Origin of the sequence: Chryseobacterium sp. LAM-KRS1, from assembly GCF_013184525.1 — a bacterium.
Classification (GTDB): domain Bacteria; phylum Bacteroidota; class Bacteroidia; order Flavobacteriales; family Weeksellaceae; genus Chryseobacterium; species Chryseobacterium proteolyticum.
The window spans coordinates 408,460-423,957 of record NZ_JAAOIZ010000004.1 but is presented as its reverse complement, the minus strand read 5'-3'; the positions used below and the strand labels follow the sequence as shown (position 1 = coordinate 423,957).

Here is a 15,498-nt window from a genome sequence, read left to right as displayed (position 1 = left end):
CTTTCAGATATCCGCTACATTCAGTAGTAATCCCAGCTTATAAAAATCAAGGTATTTAAGGTTGATATTTCCCTTTAAAAGCTTACGCTCTATCCTTGGCATGCTAACCCTAAAGAAAATGGTAAATAAGCTTTTTAAACCAAGCCTTTTTATAGCCTTGTACGCTTTTACCAGTTTAATTTCGGAAAGTTTTGCTCTGAGTTGTTTGTCTTGAAGCATTTGAGATAAACTACCTACCGATTCTTTTACTTTTTCAAGGTAGAGTTGATTATCTTCTACATCATTGTTGAATACAGGATTCTGTAGATGGTTAATTTTTATATGACTGGATTTTAAGTCCATTGCAAATAACAGATCTTCGTACCCATATCTTTGAAATTCGGGATTAAACGGAACTTTCTTGAGGATATTCCGATCAATGATAAAATTATTTGTTTGGAAGCTCAAGTAAGGATTTTCCACACGAAGCGAAACCGGTAAATTCTCACGCTCTACGGCAAATTTCCATCTTAAATAATGGTTTTGATCAACCGGTGATTCTGAGACAACTCGCCCTCCGTAGATCACCTTTGTATCCGGATTCTCTTTTATAAATTGTATGTAATTTTCTAGAAAACGGTCACTTGTTATCTTACCGTCACAATCAAGAAAAAGTAAATAACCTCCCTTTGAATAGGAAAGAAACAGATTGCGGATTTTTGATCTCCCAATGTTTTTATCCAGATAGATCAATTTTTCTACCTTATCTTCTAGGACTTTATTAATCTGTTTAAATTGTTCTTCAGACCGATCATCGATTAATATGATTTCTGCATTAAAAGCCTTTGCTGTAATTTCTTTTCCTAAATCAGAAACTAATTCCCGGACATCAAAATTATAGACAGGAATGCAGATTGTAATTTTCATTTCATCAGATTTTTTCAATGATTTTCTGAATATTAAGTTCTTCCAGACATGCCCAATCTCCTCTGAAACATTCCTTATCTCCAAATACTGAACAAGGCCTGCATGTTAAATCTTTAATTTGCACCACATCATCTTCACTCTGTCCAAACCCTAAAAAACCGGCATAAGGATGTGTAGATCCCCAGATAGAAACGCATCTTGTTCCCACAAGGCTGGCAAGGTGCATATTGGCAGAATCCATTGAGATCATCAGTTTAAGTTCTGCAATTGTATCCAGCTCCTGTTTAAGGTTTAATTTCCCGGAAAGACTTTGGGTATTCGGAATTTCACGTTCCCATCTTTCCAGGGTTTCTGTTTCATTTTTCCCGCCTCCGAAGAAATATATTTTATCCTTTTGGGCTAAAATTTTAACAAGTTCATAGGATTTATCCAAGGGAAGCATCTTTCCTTTATGCTGTGCAAAAGGAGCAAACCCGATCCCGGACTTTTGCTGTGTTGATGGCCTTAATTTATTGGATAAGTTCACTTTAAACCCCATTTCCCGGAATACGTCTGCATACCGCTCGACGGTTTTTTTCAGTTGTACTTTATCCAGATTCCAGACATCGGTAAGAATTTCCTTTTCTTCTTTTCCTTTATTGATCTTGAATACTTTGTATCCCTTTCTCCTATAGATTTTATCCAGAACCTTCGTCCTGATTACATCATGCAAATTAGCTATGAAATCCGGATGAAATTCTCTGATTAACTCATTGGCCAATCTGTTCAATCCAAAAAAACCCTTATAATCATCCAGGTTAATTCCTTTAAAAATAATGTTGGGAATATCTGAAAACAAGCTTTCAAAATTTTTTCTGGAAACCATTACGATTTCTACATCAGGGTTTTGTTCAAGGAATTCACGAAAAACGGGCGCTGTCATCGCAACGTCGCCAAAAGCGGAAAAACGATATGCTAAAATTCTTGTCACAACTACGACTTCAGTTGATAGGCAACTGCATAAAATTTAATCTGTTTAGTCATTGCCATTAGTCCATTGGCTCTGGAAGGAGAAAGAAACTCCTGAAGTCCGATCTCTGAAATAAACTGGAAATCCGAATCCAGAATTTCCTGTGTAGAATGCCCGCTGTAAATATTAACCAGAAGAGAAACAATTCCTTTTGGTAAAATACCATCAGAATCAGCATCAAAATAAAGTTTACCGTCTTTAAATTCAGCATCAATCCATACTTTACTCTGGCATCCTTTAATAAGATTAGCATCTGTTTTCTTGTCTTCTGAAAGCCCTTTCAATTCTTTACCAAGGTCAATAATATATTCATACTTCTGCTCCCAATCGTCAAGAAATGCAAATTCGTCTATTATTTCCTGCTGTTTTTCTTTAATGGTCATCTTTTAACAATTCTTTATGCAAAGATACCATTTTTGTAAAGATAATTTATTGAGATACCTTTCTAAAAACTTCCAGAAGTTTTAGTTCTTCATTTTCCCAACAAAGCAATTCCGAGGCTTTTTTCAATTCATCCTGATAACCCTTTCTTCCCTTATTTAAAATTCTGAAAACAGCATCTGCAATATTTTCCGGCTGATGGTCCTTAATGATCTCTCCGACATCAAACTGCATTCTTATATTACGCATTTCAGGGAGATCAGCCATAATTAATGGAACTCTTGCCTGAATACAATCCAACACTTTATTCGGGAGGGAGTATAAGTAGCTGTCCCCGCCGTTTTCCTCGATACTCATCCCGACATCTGCGGTAAGAGTAATTTTTCTTAGATCTTCAGGCTCCAGCTTGCCCAAAAACTCAACTTTATGCTGTAGATTCTCACGAGCTACCAGCTCTTCATATTCCTTCTTTTTGGGACCATCTCCTGCAACCTTGAAAACAACATCATCAATATGATGCATAGCTAGAATTGCCTTATCAATTCCCCTAAAAGGATTTATTGCACCCTGGTATAAAAATACTTTAGGCTTATTATCGGAAATATCTATTGGAAAGTTTATTTTTTTGGGTGCATTTTGTACCACTGTAGCCTCTACATTATATTTTTCTTTAAACCATTTTGCATAACTTCCGCTGGCTGTTATCATGAATTTTAAGTTAGGAAGTACTTTTTTTTCCAGGTAACGCCATATTTTTTGTGACATTTTGCCCTGAATGGCTGGCATTTCGGAAAAAATTTCATGACTGTCAAAAATTAAAGGGATCTTTAATTTTTTTGCGATAAGATAATTGGGAAGAAGAGCGTCAATATCATTAGCATGAAGAATGGTATTCTTATCAGCTTTCTTTTTCAGCTCTTTGTACAATTTCCAGTTAAATTCAAAATAAGCCGTCTTTAAACTTTTAGAAACCAGCATAATCCTTGAGAAAGGATAAGGTCTTGTGATTTTCTCAGCTCCACCCCAGTCGTTTCCGATCAGTTCCAGAGAGTATCCGTTTTCATACAAGGTGTGACAGACCTTTTCTATTCGCTGATCTGTATACAGATTACTAAAAGCAGATGTAATTATCTTTTTTTTCATTAACTTTTCTTTCCGGCCATTAAATGGTAAATCTGTATGAAACAGATCAATCCGTTGGGTATAATAACCGGCCAGAGCATTCCGTTAAAGATACCATAAATGACAAAACAAATACAGCCGATCATATTTACGATTCTAATTTTTCTTACATCTTTCAATATAAAGCTCAACACAAGAAAAAGTGAAGCAGAATATCCAATATAAGCAGCAATTTCGGGGTTCATAAGAAAAATTTAAGGGACACAAACTTAGTCATTTTCAATAAGATAATAAAACTTTTTTCTGCCATAAAGTCATTAATTGATTTTTGGTAAAATATTTGTAATTTAGAATAATGAATAAAAGATAATTCTATCTTTATTCTAATTGAGATATATTATGGATTATAAGTTTTCACAAGGTTTGAGCCAAGTGTTCAAACAGAGCAAAAATGAAGCTAAAAGGCTGAAAAGTGAATTTCTTAATACAGAACATCTACTTTTAGGTATTATAAAAACAGAAAACTCTGCAAAAGAAATCCTTCAAAACCTTAATGCCGATTTAACACAAATCAGAAGAAAAATTGAAACTCTAAATACAGCAAGTCTTAATCCTATTTCTGAGGAGGTAACCAATATTTCTTTCACGAAAATGGCAGATCATGCCGTTAAACGTGCAGAGTTAGAATGCCGACAATACAAAAGTAATGAAATTAATACCGTTCATTTACTTTTAGGTATTCTTTATAAATATGAAGATCCCACCTCAAATATATTAGGCGCTTACGATATCGACTATGAAGGCGTTTCAAGAGAATACCAGACAATGCTTAAAAATTCCGGACAATCACCTCAGATGAGTGCTTATGATGATGATGATGAAAGAGAAGAATTTGAGCAGATGAGAAAACCGGCAGGAAATTTAGGCGCTGCAAAGAGCAAAACTCCTACGCTGGATAATTTTGGTAGAGACCTTACATCTTTAGCAAGAGATGGGAAATTGGATCCTGTAATCGGACGTGAGAAAGAAATCGAGAGGGTTTCTCAGATTCTTTCCCGCAGAAAGAAAAACAATCCCCTTCTTATCGGAGAGCCCGGAGTGGGTAAATCTGCTATTGCAGAAGGATTAGCTTTAAGAATCCAGCAAAAAAAGGTTTCCAGAGTTCTTTTTGGTAAAAGAGTGATCACACTGGATCTTGCAAGTTTAGTTGCAGGAACGAAATACCGTGGTCAGTTCGAGGAAAGAATGAAGGCGATCATGACGGAATTGGAAAAGAACAGGGATGTTATCCTATTCATTGACGAGCTTCACACTATTGTAGGTGCAGGAAGCTCTACAGGAAGTCTGGATGCCTCCAATATGTTTAAGCCGGCTCTTGCAAGAGGAGAAATTCAATGCATCGGAGCCACTACCTTGGATGAATACCGTCAATATATTGAAAAAGACGGAGCATTAGAGAGAAGATTCCAGAAAGTAATGGTAGAGCCTACCTCTATTGACGAAACCATTCAGATTTTAAATCAGATCAAAGATAAGTATGAAGAGCATCATAATGTGATTTATACACCAGAAGCCATATTGGCTTGTGTGAATCTTACATCAAGATATATTACAGATCGTTTCCTACCGGATAAAGCGATTGATGCAATGGACGAAGCAGGTTCCCGTGTTTATATCAAAAACATGAAAGTTCCTACCGAAATCATTGAATTCGAAAAGAAAATTGAGGACATCAAAGAAATGAAGCAGAAAGCTGTAAAAGCTCAGGATTATCTTGAAGCCAGAAAGCTTAAAGATGAGGAGGAAAGACTTCAAATGGAGCTTAATGCCGCACAAGATCAGTGGGATAAGGATGTAAAAGAGAAAAAAGAAACGGTTACAGAAGAAAACGTTGCAGAGGTAGTTTCCATGATGAGTGGTGTTCCTGTAACCAAAGTTGGTAAAAATGAGCTTGATAAATTAGCTCAGATGGACAACAACCTGAACGGAAAAGTTATCGGACAGGAAGATGCTGTAAGAAAAGTAGTTAAAGCTATTCAACGTAACAGAGCGGGTCTTAAAGATCCAAATCGTCCGATCGGAACATTTATCTTCTTAGGAACAACCGGTGTTGGTAAGACTGAGCTTGCCAAGGTAATGGCAAGAGAACTTTTCGATTCAGATGAAGCATTGATCCGAATTGATATGAGTGAATATATGGAAAAATTCGCCGTATCAAGGTTGGTAGGTGCGCCTCCGGGATATGTTGGATATGAGGAAGGAGGTCAGCTTACTGAAGCTGTGAGAAGAAAACCTTATGCGGTAGTTCTTCTTGATGAGATTGAAAAAGCTCACCCTGATGTATTCAATATCTTGTTACAGATTCTGGATGAAGGACATGTTACAGATAGTTTAGGTAGAAAAATTGATTTCAGAAACACGATCATTATTCTTACTTCAAACATCGGAACAAGAGACCTTAAAGACTTTGGGGATGGTGTTGGATTCGGAACTTCTGCTAAGAAGTCAAATACAGACAACAGAGCAAGAAGCACAATTGAAAATGCCCTTAAGAAAGCATTTGCTCCTGAATTCCTGAACAGAATTGATGACATCGTGATCTTTAACTCTCTTGAACAGACTGATATCAAGAAAATCATTGATCTTGAATTAAATAAGCTTTACACCAGACTTGATAAATTAGGATATAAAGTTGATTTAACTGAAGCAGCTAAAGATTTTATTTCTGAAAAAGGATGGGATAAAGATTTTGGTGCAAGACCATTGAAAAGAGCAATCCAGAAATACATTGAGGATTTATTGGCAGAAATGCTGGTAAACAAGCAATTAAATGAAGGAGAAACAATTGTTCTTGATGTAAATGAAGCTAAAGACGGATTAACCGGCAAGGCTCAAAAGACCAAAAAGACGACTGAAAAGTCTTCTCAATAAATAAATAATTTTGTTAAAATAAAAAGCACGGAAGTATTTTCCGTGCTTTTTTATTATTTTAAATTTTATTAGCTGTCATTCAATAATATCTGAAAGCTTTTTATTCTTCATTTTTAAAAGACGCTTTAAAGAAATAAAATGGGTAAAGCCGGAAAGAGGAACTCCAAATAGCGGAATCATGATTAACGGTAACTGAATAATCGGAGCCATTTCATTATTTTCTGTAATGGTAAGAAAAACCCCCGTTCCTACAGCAATAATAAAATCTAGCGAGCCAATAATATTGAAAATATAATAGCTTAGCTTGGTACGTCCGAAAACAAAAACGGTGGCAGCAAGGATTCCTGAAATAATATCTCCATAAGCCGCATTATTAATAAATGTTTCTGACAGTTTTCCAGTATATGAAATAAAAATCCAGCCCGCAAAAATTCTCCAAACATGAAAAAGAGCAATCCCCTTTAAAGGAATAGAGTCGGAGAAAGTTCTAAAAGAAGGTTTGGACTGATAAATAATAATCAAGACCAAAAGTATTGAAGCAATTAAGACGCCAAAAAGCAGGCGCGGAATAAGGCTGAAAATATTAAAAAAACCTAATAAAAAACTTCCTGCTCCCCAAAAGATCAGAATAAGCGCGATACGCTTTTCCAAGCCCGTCTGTTGAATGTTTTCTGTTTGCATAATGTATCATTTATTATGCAAATTTCAGCTTCATACTTTATAAAAAAATTACCAATTGGCAATTTTTTATATTATTTTCTCAACCGGCTTAAAGAAGTATTTGTAATTCCAAGATAAGATGCAATAAATTTTAAAGGAACATTCCGGAAAATATCTGGCGATTCTAATAATAAATTTTCATATCTCCTTTCGGATTTTTCTTTAATCATGGAAACGGTACGTTGTTTAAGCTCCGTAAATCCTTTCACCAAAATAGCTCTTCCAAATTCTCTAAACTCTGGTAAGGTATGAAAAAGTCGTTGGCATTTTTCGTATTTTCCAATCCAGACAATACATCTTGTAATTGTTTCAATATTTTCATTTGACGGTTTTCTTTGAAAATAAGATTCTACTTCAAAAACCATTTCATTAGGCTTGAATATATTCGTTGTTACCTCATTTCCATCAATATCCAACACATATGAACGCATGTAGCCTGTCTCGAGAAAAATATAATCAGAATTAATGCTTCCTTCTCTTAAGGTAAGCTGATGTTTCGGTAAAATTACAGGTTCAAAATTGTCGGCAATAAGATTGGCAGTAAAATCTGATACAGGATAAGTATTTTTAATGAAACTTATCAAACCATTAGTTGAAAAATTTTCGACCTTCATTCCTGTAATATTTTAACAATCCATTTTTTGATATTGATTAAAACACCGCAATAAAACTACAATCCTACAACGAATCCAATGTTCGGAACCAATCCACTTGAAAAAACACTTGAATTCTCTTTCCATAAAACATTGTACATCAATCCCAGCTGCATAAAGGAATTCCCCCCTATCCTTTGCATATATCCTCCTCCCAGATATAGTGCCGTTTCTTCCCGGTTATCTTTATAATCATAAAATTTATCATGATAATTTATAAAATAATGTTGAAGATTCGCCCCTACATAAAAGGATCTTGCGAAATAGTAATTCACAAAAGGACCAACCCCGAACATCGTTGATCTATAATAGTCTGATGTCTGCCAGGAAACACTTCCCAATACTCCCGCTTCAAGATCATCGGTTAACCGGTATCCTACCCTCGGAGCTGCCTGAAGAGAAAATGCGCTGTTGCTTCCAAAACCTAAACCGATCCCACCTCCGAAAGTCCATCTGTTGTTTTCAGTCATTGAGGGAGCTCCCACTGTGACCTGGGAAAATATTGATATTGAGCACATCAGCATCAATGGAATAATTATTTTTTTCATACTCTGATATTTAATTATTAATAAAGATAATATGCAATTGCTTTCCTGCGAACTCATAATCCCTTAAAATTCCGGGATTTTATATTACCATCGTTTTTATCAATGCTTAAAATTATGGTTTTTTTGCGAATCTTTTTAGTTGTATTTTTGCCGGATCAAACTAAGAACTCCCGTTAAGAGTTTCGTAAAATTGAAATAGAATGAAAATAGTAGTAGGCCTCTCAGGAGGTGTAGATTCTAGCGTTACAGCCTATTTGCTGCAACAGCAAGGGCATGAAGTAGTGGCTTTGTTTATGAGGAACTGGAATGATGCTTCCGTAACATTAGAAGATGAATGTCCCTGGATAGAGGACAGTAATGACGCGTTAATGGTAGCTCAGAAGCTTGGAATACCATTCCAGGTTATTGATATGAGTGATCTTTATAAGGAACGTATCGTCGATTACATGTTTGCAGAATATGAAAAAGGGAGAACCCCGAATCCTGACGTACTATGCAACAGAGAGGTTAAATTTGATGTTTTTATGAAAACAGCAATGTCTTTGGGCGCGGATAAAGTTGCGACAGGACATTATGCTAGGGTAACCTCAACTTTTGATGAAAACGGAAAGGAAATTTTTCATTTACTGGCAGGTAAAGATAACAACAAGGACCAATCCTATTTCCTTTGTCAGCTGAGTCAGGATCAATTGTCAAAGGCTTTGTTTCCTATTGGTGAACTTACAAAACCCGAAGTTAGGGAAATCGCAAAAGAAATCGGGCTGGTAACAGCGGATAAAAAGGACTCTCAGGGACTATGTTTTATAGGTAAAGTAAGTCTTCCTCAGTTTTTACAGCAGCAACTCAAGCCAAAAGAAGGTGAAATTGTAGAAATTTTCAGCGATTCTCCTTTATTTTCGAAAGAAAAGCCTTCATTTTCCTCGAAGGAAGAAGAACTCCAGTATTTATCACAAAAGATCAGTTATAAAAAATCTGACGGAAAGGTAATCGGAAAGCATCAGGGAGCTCAATTTTTCACGATCGGCCAAAGTAAGGGGCTTGGTATAGGCGGACATAAAGAAAGCTGTTTTATCGTGTCCAGAGACATCGAAAACAATATTATTTTCGTAGGAGAAGGTCATAGCTTCCCAGGACTGCATAAAAAAGCTTTAAAAATAAATAATCCTGAACTTCATTGGGTGAGAGAGGACCTAAGACTTTCCAATGGTGAATCCATGGAAGTAATGGCCAGGTTCCGATACAGACAGCCTCTTCAAAAGGCTACGCTATACCAGTTTGAAGATGCTTTTTATATAGAATTTGAAAATCCGCAGTCCGCCATTGCTGAAGGACAGTTTGCATCATGGTATATGGAGGATGAATTGATAGGAAGCGGAGTTATTGCATAATATAAATGATTTTCAGTATACTCGCCAAAAATTAAAACTAAACAGTATATAATAAACCCGGAGCACTTTGTTTCGGGTTTATCTTTGTTTTGAGGAAATAAGTATTCAGAAAATTGTTTAATTGATTTAATATAATCCATTATAAATCATTGCCTTTATTTCAAATCAACATTGTATTTTAAGGATAAAAAATATCAACGAAGAACTTAAGAATCCAGAATAAAAATTCCATGAATTGCATTTTATAAGTACATGTATTAGTTTTTAATATAAGAGCTTATTGTCCTATTCAAAATTCTTCAAAGAAGAAATTTCAACCTGGCTCAAATAGCTTTCCAATTGGTAGTGGCGTGTTGTCTCTTCATATCAAACAACTTGAAGACACTAATTCTAACCTAATAGATTACAAATAGTTAATATTGATAACTGAATATCAAAATCTTTTATTTTAGCCTACCAGCCACTCTTTAAAATCTTTCACACGATCCCGGCTTATCGTAATTTCCTCTCCCGGCTGGAATTCCAGATCAACCTTATAATTTGGAGAAGTATGAATATTTCTGATATAATCAGAGTTAACGATAAATTGCCTGTTCACACGGAAGAATTTTTTCTCATCCAATGTCTCTTCAAGTTCATCAAGTGTAAAATCTGAAGGGTATGTTCTTTCCCGTGTCTGAAGGTAAACAATCTTATTTTCACTAAAAAAACAACTTACCTCACTGGTCTGAATAATTTTCAGGTTATATCCTATTTTCACCAAAATTCTGGAAAGGGTGGATTTGTCCTTTTTTATCAGCTGTTTAATTTCTTCAGAACTAACCGGGTTCCCGGAAGGAAGAAAAGATTTAAATTTATCTATAGCTCCTGCCAGATCATCTTCCAGAATTGGTTTTAATAAGTAATCAATACTGTTCAGTTTAAAGGCTTTAAGAGTATATTGATCAAAAGCCGTCGTATAGATGATGAATCCTTTTGATGGAACTTTTTCAAAAATATCAAAAGACAATCCATCTCCTAAAACAATGTCTGAAAAGATCAGTTGCGGATGTTCATTTTCAGAAAACCAAGAAACACCTTCTTCTACCGATTCTATTTTTGCAATTACCTGTATATCAGGAAATATACTCAACATCCGCTCCAATTTTCTTGAAGCTGGTTTTTCATCTTCAATGATGACAGTTTTGATCATAAATAACGGTTTTAGTTTTTCAAATTACAGCATTAAAAGTAGATAAAAGAATCCGGTTTTGAACTATATTTTCGGCTTACCCTTATGAAGTTGCTTGTCTAAGATTCTTTGTTCCCATTCGGAGTCAAAAATAAATAGCCTGACTGCTTTCATAGCTAATATTATTCCCCATATAAGCAAAAGGATCGATCCATGAAAAGGAGAAAAATCAATTGTTCCGTCCTCAAAATAATCATTGAAAAACAAAATCCCTGCGATAACGCAAAACCATGCAAGGTTTTTATAAAAACTCTTCAATCTTTTGACGCGTTCGTAGGCCTGGCTATATTCCATTGTATTTTTATTAAAGTACTTTTCCATGATTTCTTTTGTCTGTTTCCATTAACTCTTTTATTTTTCTTTCCTCCCATTCTTTCCCTATTCCAAAGACGTTTATGGCGTGAACAATAATACCTATCCCCCATCCAAGCATAGGCCAGTAGAACCATAAGTGGTCAGGTGATGTTAAAAGGTTTAAAACAAATAAAAATGGGATTACTAAACAATAGGAAGTCAGATTCCCATAGAATGCCTTTAATTCTTTTACACGTCTTACTGCTTTTTTATAAGTCAGATTTTCCTTGTCGAATGATAATGTTTCCATACTATTGAATTTTGATTATTTATTTTCTTGAATCAAATGTATCACGAAAACCGCCTTCAAATCAACTATATCTTACTGAGTCGTCGAATATCCCTTCTGAATAGCAAAAATCCCGACTCAACTGAAATCGGGATTTTTTTATATAGATAAAATATTTAAAATCATTTAAAGCCTACATTAATTCCGACGTATATTTTCCCATTCACTAAGCTCCTTTGGATGATCCTTATCATTTGGATAATTGGCTCTTACAAAGTCAAACTGCTCTTTTGTAAGTAAGACCATCATTCCATCGTTCCCCGATCTTATCGGATAAAATTTTTCCCCTGCATTTTGCATACTTAATTGATCATTTAGCATTCTAATAAAATTGACAACCGAAATATCCCAGTCATACATACCAAAATCATTATCATAGGCTATATACTCTTTTCCATTTAGCTTTATCTTATGCAACCAATGTTTTTTATTTTGTTTACTGAATTCATCACTTACTTTAAGCTCTAATCCGAGCTTATCAAATGCTTTTCTTACAATCTCTAAATACTCAATTAATCCTTCGCTTTCAAATAGCACCTCACAGTCAATAGAATAGAATCTATTGTCAGTAAATGTCGTACTATCATCTCTTTCTTTACCTTCAAAAAAATGAAGCCGCTCATACGAATCCTTAAAATTAGCTTTACTTTCTTCCAGATCTTCTTTTTCAGTCAGTCCAAAAAAATGAAGATTTTCTAACTCTATAATAACTTGATCTCCTGTCAGTCTAACCTTATTTTCTTGTCCTTTTGAATTACATCCTAAAAGCAAAATAGCAAATAGTGAAATTATCGTTTTTTTCATTTTTTATTTATTTAAAATATCAAATAAATATAATATAAAGTACTGGTTAAAAGTTAATTATTGTTTTTTCTCCTAAAATTCAATAAATAAATGGAATAAGCTTTTTTGTTGCTTTCCTGTATTGTATATAATCATCACCAAACTGTCCAATGAGCACCTGTTCCTCAATTTTAATCCTGTAACTAAATGCTATACATGGAGGAATAAATGCCAGGGCAAGGGAAATCCAGTTATTTAGATATAAGCCTAGTCCCAGGAAAGTTAACAATGCAAAAGTATAGGAGGGATGCCTCACGTAATGATAAAGCCCGTCTTTTTTAATTTTATGATCTTCCCGTATCGTCACATCTACAGTAAAATATTTACCTAAAGACCTGATGATAAGATACCGGCATACAATTCCAATGATAATGAGGGCCTGTCCGGTATATACAATCCAGACTGAATCTGTAATCACAAAATCAGATATATGAGACACCATCACAGCACTTCCGATTGAAAAGAGGATAACTATCCAAAGAATACTGAGAGTGGATTGATCTTTTTTCTGATCCTTATCTGCTGATTTCAATTTTTGTTTATAGATGATTTCACTAAGAAACCAGACTGCCATAGAAGCGTAAAATAAGATTTGTAGATTCATTTGTTATTGTTTTTATTCTTAAAAGTAGCAAAATGACGATTCGCTTTTAGCGATTTTATAATTTTTTATCCTTGTTCATCAGCTCCCTGATCTTCTTCTCTTCCCATTTCTTAGCAAAGTCCATTCTTGGCAGAAAAACAGAGAGTGCATGGGCAATAAGTCCTACTCCCCAGAATATCGCTGTAAAGAAGTTTTTAAACTGGAAATAGCTTTCTCCCGGGTCCAGGTTGGAATAATTGAAATAAGCAATTATAATATTTACACCAATGTAAGAGAATAAATGAGCATAAAATCCTCTTAGTCTCTCTACCTGTTTTTTAGCCTGCTGATACCGAATATCATTTTCATCAAACGTTTCCATTGTTTTTGTTTTTTTGTTTATCCATAATTTCCTGAATTTTCTTTTCCTGCCAGGATTCTCCAATGCCGAATACCTGGAAGGCATGAGAGGCAACACCAAATCCCCAACCCAGAAGAGGCCACCAAAACCAATGATAACGGCTCTGAGTATAAAGATTGATAAAGATTAAAAAGGAAATAACAAGGCAGTATGAAATAAGATTGGCATAGAATCCTTTGATCTCTTTTACTCTTTTCTGAGCTTTTTTATAGGCCTTATCTTCATCTTCAGGTTTAATACTGACAACGTTCGGTTTATCTGATAGAACCGGAAGTTTCACTTTAAAATAATCATCCGATTTCTCAATAAAAACATTTCTTTTGGTCAGCAGTGAGTACCTTTGTACAATATTGGCAAGTCCAATTCCGGCACTTTCTTTAATTTGTTCCCGAACCTGCAGATTATTTTCAATACAAAGTGTATCATTCTCCGAAAAAACTTTTATAATCAATGGTTTTGAAGAGGTTGCAAAATTATGCTTGATACAGTTTTCAAGAAGCAATTGAAGAGAAAGCGGAACGACATACCTCCTGTAATCTTCTTTCCGGACATCAAAAATAAAATCTACACTGTCCTCAAACCTTGTTTTCAGCAATTCGCAGTATGTTTTTGCAAATTCTATTTCATCTTCCACAGTAACAAGTTCCTTATCTTTTTGCTCCAGTACATAGCGGTAAATCTTTGACATAGAAGCTGTAAACTTTTGTGCCTGTTTTGGATTTTCATCAATCAGGGCACTTAGTACATTTAATGAATTAAAAAGAAAATGCGGATCGAGCTGATTTTTAAGGGTTTCAAACTGTGCATTGGCAGATTTTGCAATCAATTTCTGTTCTACCACTTCTTTTTTAGAAGTTTTCTTGAGCTCTTCCATGAAACCCCTGGCATGAAGAAAAGCTGAGATAAGAAGAGCAATATTCACCATGAACCAGTTGATGAAATTATATTTCCCAGAAAAGAACTCTTCTGACGTTGCATCTTTCTGGAAAAGAACAAAATTGATGTAATTGCAAATATAGACGAGAATAATATTGGCTATAAGGATCGAAATAACGCTTATAACGGCTCTTTTGGTGGTAGCTTCAGACCATGGAACCTTTTTATTTAAATAATCATTAAGCATGCCGTTTCCCATCCCCAGCACAAAAGAATAAAGACCAGAAATAAAAAAGGAAAGCATTAGATTGTCAATGGTCTTCTCCTTTGTAAAAAACAGGAAGAAGAATAATGCCGTTCCTATGGTTACCCAAAGCAGAACAATAAGGTTTTTGCGTTTCATGAGTTTATTTCTTGGTTCAAAATTAGCGGATAATAAATGTACCAAAAATTATTTTTCACTGAACCGTCAATTTCCTTTACTGAAAGGCAAAAATAAAGTCTTCCTGAATCGGGAAGACTTTATTTTCTTTTTATAGGCTGTTATTTTACGGGCTGGCTTATAAAATATTCTGCCTCTCCTCTTCCCCAGTTAGGATCCATGGAAGATTTTGGCTTATAGGCATTGTACTGCTCCAATGATTTCTTGAACATTTCCAGGCCTTTTGTTTTACTTCCTCCGTATTGTTCCGGAGTGAAATAAGTATCTTCCGCTTTTATCAGAGCTATTCTGGGATTGCCCGGATCTAGCTTTTCAGCGATTTGAAGTTCTTCAGCAGCCTTCATTCCGTCTGTCATATACCTTTGCTGGGGATTGACCATCATTCTTAAAGAATAAGCCATTTTTCTTAATAAATGAATCTCTGCATTATCGGCACCTGCAAGATTCTGTGCGTTCGCAAGATGCTTTTCTGCCTGGTTGGCCACCTCATCCAGATCCTGGGTTTTTCCTTCTCTCATCATTACCCTACCCTTCTGGATATAAGAAAAAGCAGCATAATAGCTTGGTAGCCATTTCCCGCTTTCCTTACTTTCTATCCTTTGGAAATCATTCGCTAATGCCTGGAAATCTTCCGGTGTTTTGCAGGTTTCGATCTTTGCGATCTTTTCAGACATTATTTTTTCGTAATCAGACTGAGCAAAAGCAGTTAGGCTCATGCAAACTAAAGCAAAACTTAATAAATACTTTTTCATTGTTTCTTAATTTTTTAGGGTTCGTTTTATGTACCGAAAGGTATGTATT

Annotated in this window: 18 protein-coding genes; 2 read left to right on the top strand and 16 right to left on the bottom strand. The window is 35.1% G+C overall.

The features are described 5' to 3' along the window. Positions 1 to 3 precede the first annotated feature (3 nt). From G9C87_RS12985 to G9C87_RS12965, 5 genes are read right to left on the bottom strand one after another with little or no spacing between them, the layout of a single operon-like run. A complete protein-coding gene (locus G9C87_RS12985) occupies positions 4 to 906 on the bottom strand; it encodes a glycosyltransferase family 2 protein (RefSeq protein WP_172281781.1) in 903 nt (300 codons plus the stop codon). A gap of 4 nt (positions 907 to 910) precedes the next feature. After that, a complete protein-coding gene (locus G9C87_RS12980; RefSeq protein ID WP_317168554.1) occupies positions 911 to 1,876 on the bottom strand; it encodes a glycosyltransferase family 9 protein in 966 nt (321 codons plus the stop codon). Positions 1,877 to 1,878: 2 nt separating this feature from the next. Next, complete coding sequence (locus tag G9C87_RS12975) at positions 1,879 to 2,298, bottom strand: SufE family protein (RefSeq protein WP_172281779.1); 420 nt, start codon at positions 2,296 to 2,298, stop codon at positions 1,879 to 1,881. 46 nt (positions 2,299 to 2,344) lie between these two features. Beyond that, positions 2,345 to 3,439, bottom strand: a complete 1,095-nt coding sequence (locus G9C87_RS12970) for a glycosyltransferase (RefSeq protein ID WP_172281777.1) — start codon at positions 3,437 to 3,439, stop codon at positions 2,345 to 2,347. Beyond that, positions 3,439 to 3,663 carry a uroporphyrinogen decarboxylase gene (locus G9C87_RS12965; RefSeq protein WP_172281775.1) on the bottom strand — a complete coding sequence of 75 codons (225 nt, stop codon included), beginning with the start codon at positions 3,661 to 3,663 and terminating at the stop codon, positions 3,439 to 3,441. Before G9C87_RS12965 ends, G9C87_RS12970 begins: the two co-directional genes overlap by 1 nt. A 154-nt stretch (positions 3,664 to 3,817) precedes the next feature. Here G9C87_RS12965 and G9C87_RS12960 point away from each other — a divergent pair, with 154 nt between their 5' ends. Next, a complete protein-coding gene (locus tag G9C87_RS12960; RefSeq protein ID WP_172281773.1) occupies positions 3,818 to 6,349 on the top strand; it encodes an ATP-dependent Clp protease ATP-binding subunit in 2,532 nt (843 codons plus the stop codon). 75 nt (positions 6,350 to 6,424) lie between these two features. Here G9C87_RS12960 and G9C87_RS12955 read toward each other — a convergent pair whose 3' ends face one another. The 3 genes from G9C87_RS12955 to G9C87_RS12945 all read right to left on the bottom strand — a co-directional run bounded on the left by G9C87_RS12955 (position 6,425) and on the right by G9C87_RS12945 (position 8,270). Further along, on the bottom strand, positions 6,425 to 7,030 hold the full coding sequence (locus tag G9C87_RS12955) for a hypothetical protein (protein ID WP_172281771.1): 606 nt from the start codon (positions 7,028 to 7,030) through the stop codon (positions 6,425 to 6,427). Between the two features lie 71 nt (positions 7,031 to 7,101). Continuing rightward, on the bottom strand, positions 7,102 to 7,683 hold the full coding sequence (locus tag G9C87_RS12950; RefSeq protein ID WP_172281769.1) for a Crp/Fnr family transcriptional regulator: 582 nt from the start codon (positions 7,681 to 7,683) through the stop codon (positions 7,102 to 7,104). 56 nt (positions 7,684 to 7,739) lie between these two features. Continuing rightward, the gene (locus tag G9C87_RS12945) at positions 7,740 to 8,270 is read right to left on the bottom strand and encodes a hypothetical protein (protein WP_172281767.1); all 531 of its coding nucleotides are present in this window, start codon (positions 8,268 to 8,270) and stop codon (positions 7,740 to 7,742) included. A gap of 200 nt (positions 8,271 to 8,470) precedes the next feature. Between G9C87_RS12945 and mnmA the strand changes: the two genes are divergently transcribed. Then, entirely contained in the window at positions 8,471 to 9,658 is a 1,188-nt protein-coding gene (gene mnmA / locus G9C87_RS12940) for a tRNA 2-thiouridine(34) synthase MnmA (RefSeq protein ID WP_172281765.1), read from the top strand. A gap of 448 nt (positions 9,659 to 10,106) precedes the next feature. On the opposite strand, the gene G9C87_RS12935 is transcribed toward mnmA, so the two are convergent. From G9C87_RS12935 to G9C87_RS12900, 8 genes are all read right to left on the bottom strand, one after another. Next, positions 10,107 to 10,850 carry a LytR/AlgR family response regulator transcription factor gene (locus tag G9C87_RS12935; RefSeq protein ID WP_172281763.1) on the bottom strand — a complete coding sequence of 248 codons (744 nt, stop codon included), beginning with the start codon at positions 10,848 to 10,850 and terminating at the stop codon, positions 10,107 to 10,109. A gap of 63 nt (positions 10,851 to 10,913) precedes the next feature. After that, positions 10,914 to 11,210 (bottom strand): 2TM domain-containing protein, encoded by a 297-nt coding sequence (locus G9C87_RS12930; RefSeq protein WP_172281761.1) that lies wholly within the window; start codon positions 11,208 to 11,210, stop codon positions 10,914 to 10,916. Then, complete coding sequence (locus G9C87_RS12925; protein ID WP_172281759.1) at positions 11,194 to 11,493, bottom strand: 2TM domain-containing protein; 300 nt, start codon at positions 11,491 to 11,493, stop codon at positions 11,194 to 11,196. Before G9C87_RS12925 ends, G9C87_RS12930 begins: the two co-directional genes overlap by 17 nt. Positions 11,494 to 11,670: 177 nt before the next feature. Next, positions 11,671 to 12,336 (bottom strand): hypothetical protein, encoded by a 666-nt coding sequence (locus G9C87_RS12920; protein ID WP_172281757.1) that lies wholly within the window; start codon positions 12,334 to 12,336, stop codon positions 11,671 to 11,673. Positions 12,337 to 12,415: 79 nt separating this feature from the next. Next, on the bottom strand, positions 12,416 to 12,979 hold the full coding sequence (locus tag G9C87_RS12915) for a methyltransferase family protein (protein ID WP_172281755.1): 564 nt from the start codon (positions 12,977 to 12,979) through the stop codon (positions 12,416 to 12,418). 55 nt (positions 12,980 to 13,034) lie between these two features. Continuing rightward, entirely contained in the window at positions 13,035 to 13,340 is a 306-nt protein-coding gene (locus G9C87_RS12910; protein ID WP_172281753.1) for a 2TM domain-containing protein, read from the bottom strand. Further along, positions 13,327 to 14,658: a 2TM domain-containing protein gene (locus G9C87_RS12905; RefSeq protein WP_172281751.1), complete on the bottom strand. Its 1,332-nt coding sequence runs from the start codon at positions 14,656 to 14,658 to the stop codon at positions 13,327 to 13,329. Before G9C87_RS12905 ends, G9C87_RS12910 begins: the two co-directional genes overlap by 14 nt. A gap of 140 nt (positions 14,659 to 14,798) precedes the next feature. Next, positions 14,799 to 15,449, bottom strand: coding sequence for a hypothetical protein (locus G9C87_RS12900; protein WP_172281749.1), 651 nt, complete (start codon positions 15,447 to 15,449; stop codon positions 14,799 to 14,801). Positions 15,450 to 15,498: the final 49 nt, after the last annotated feature.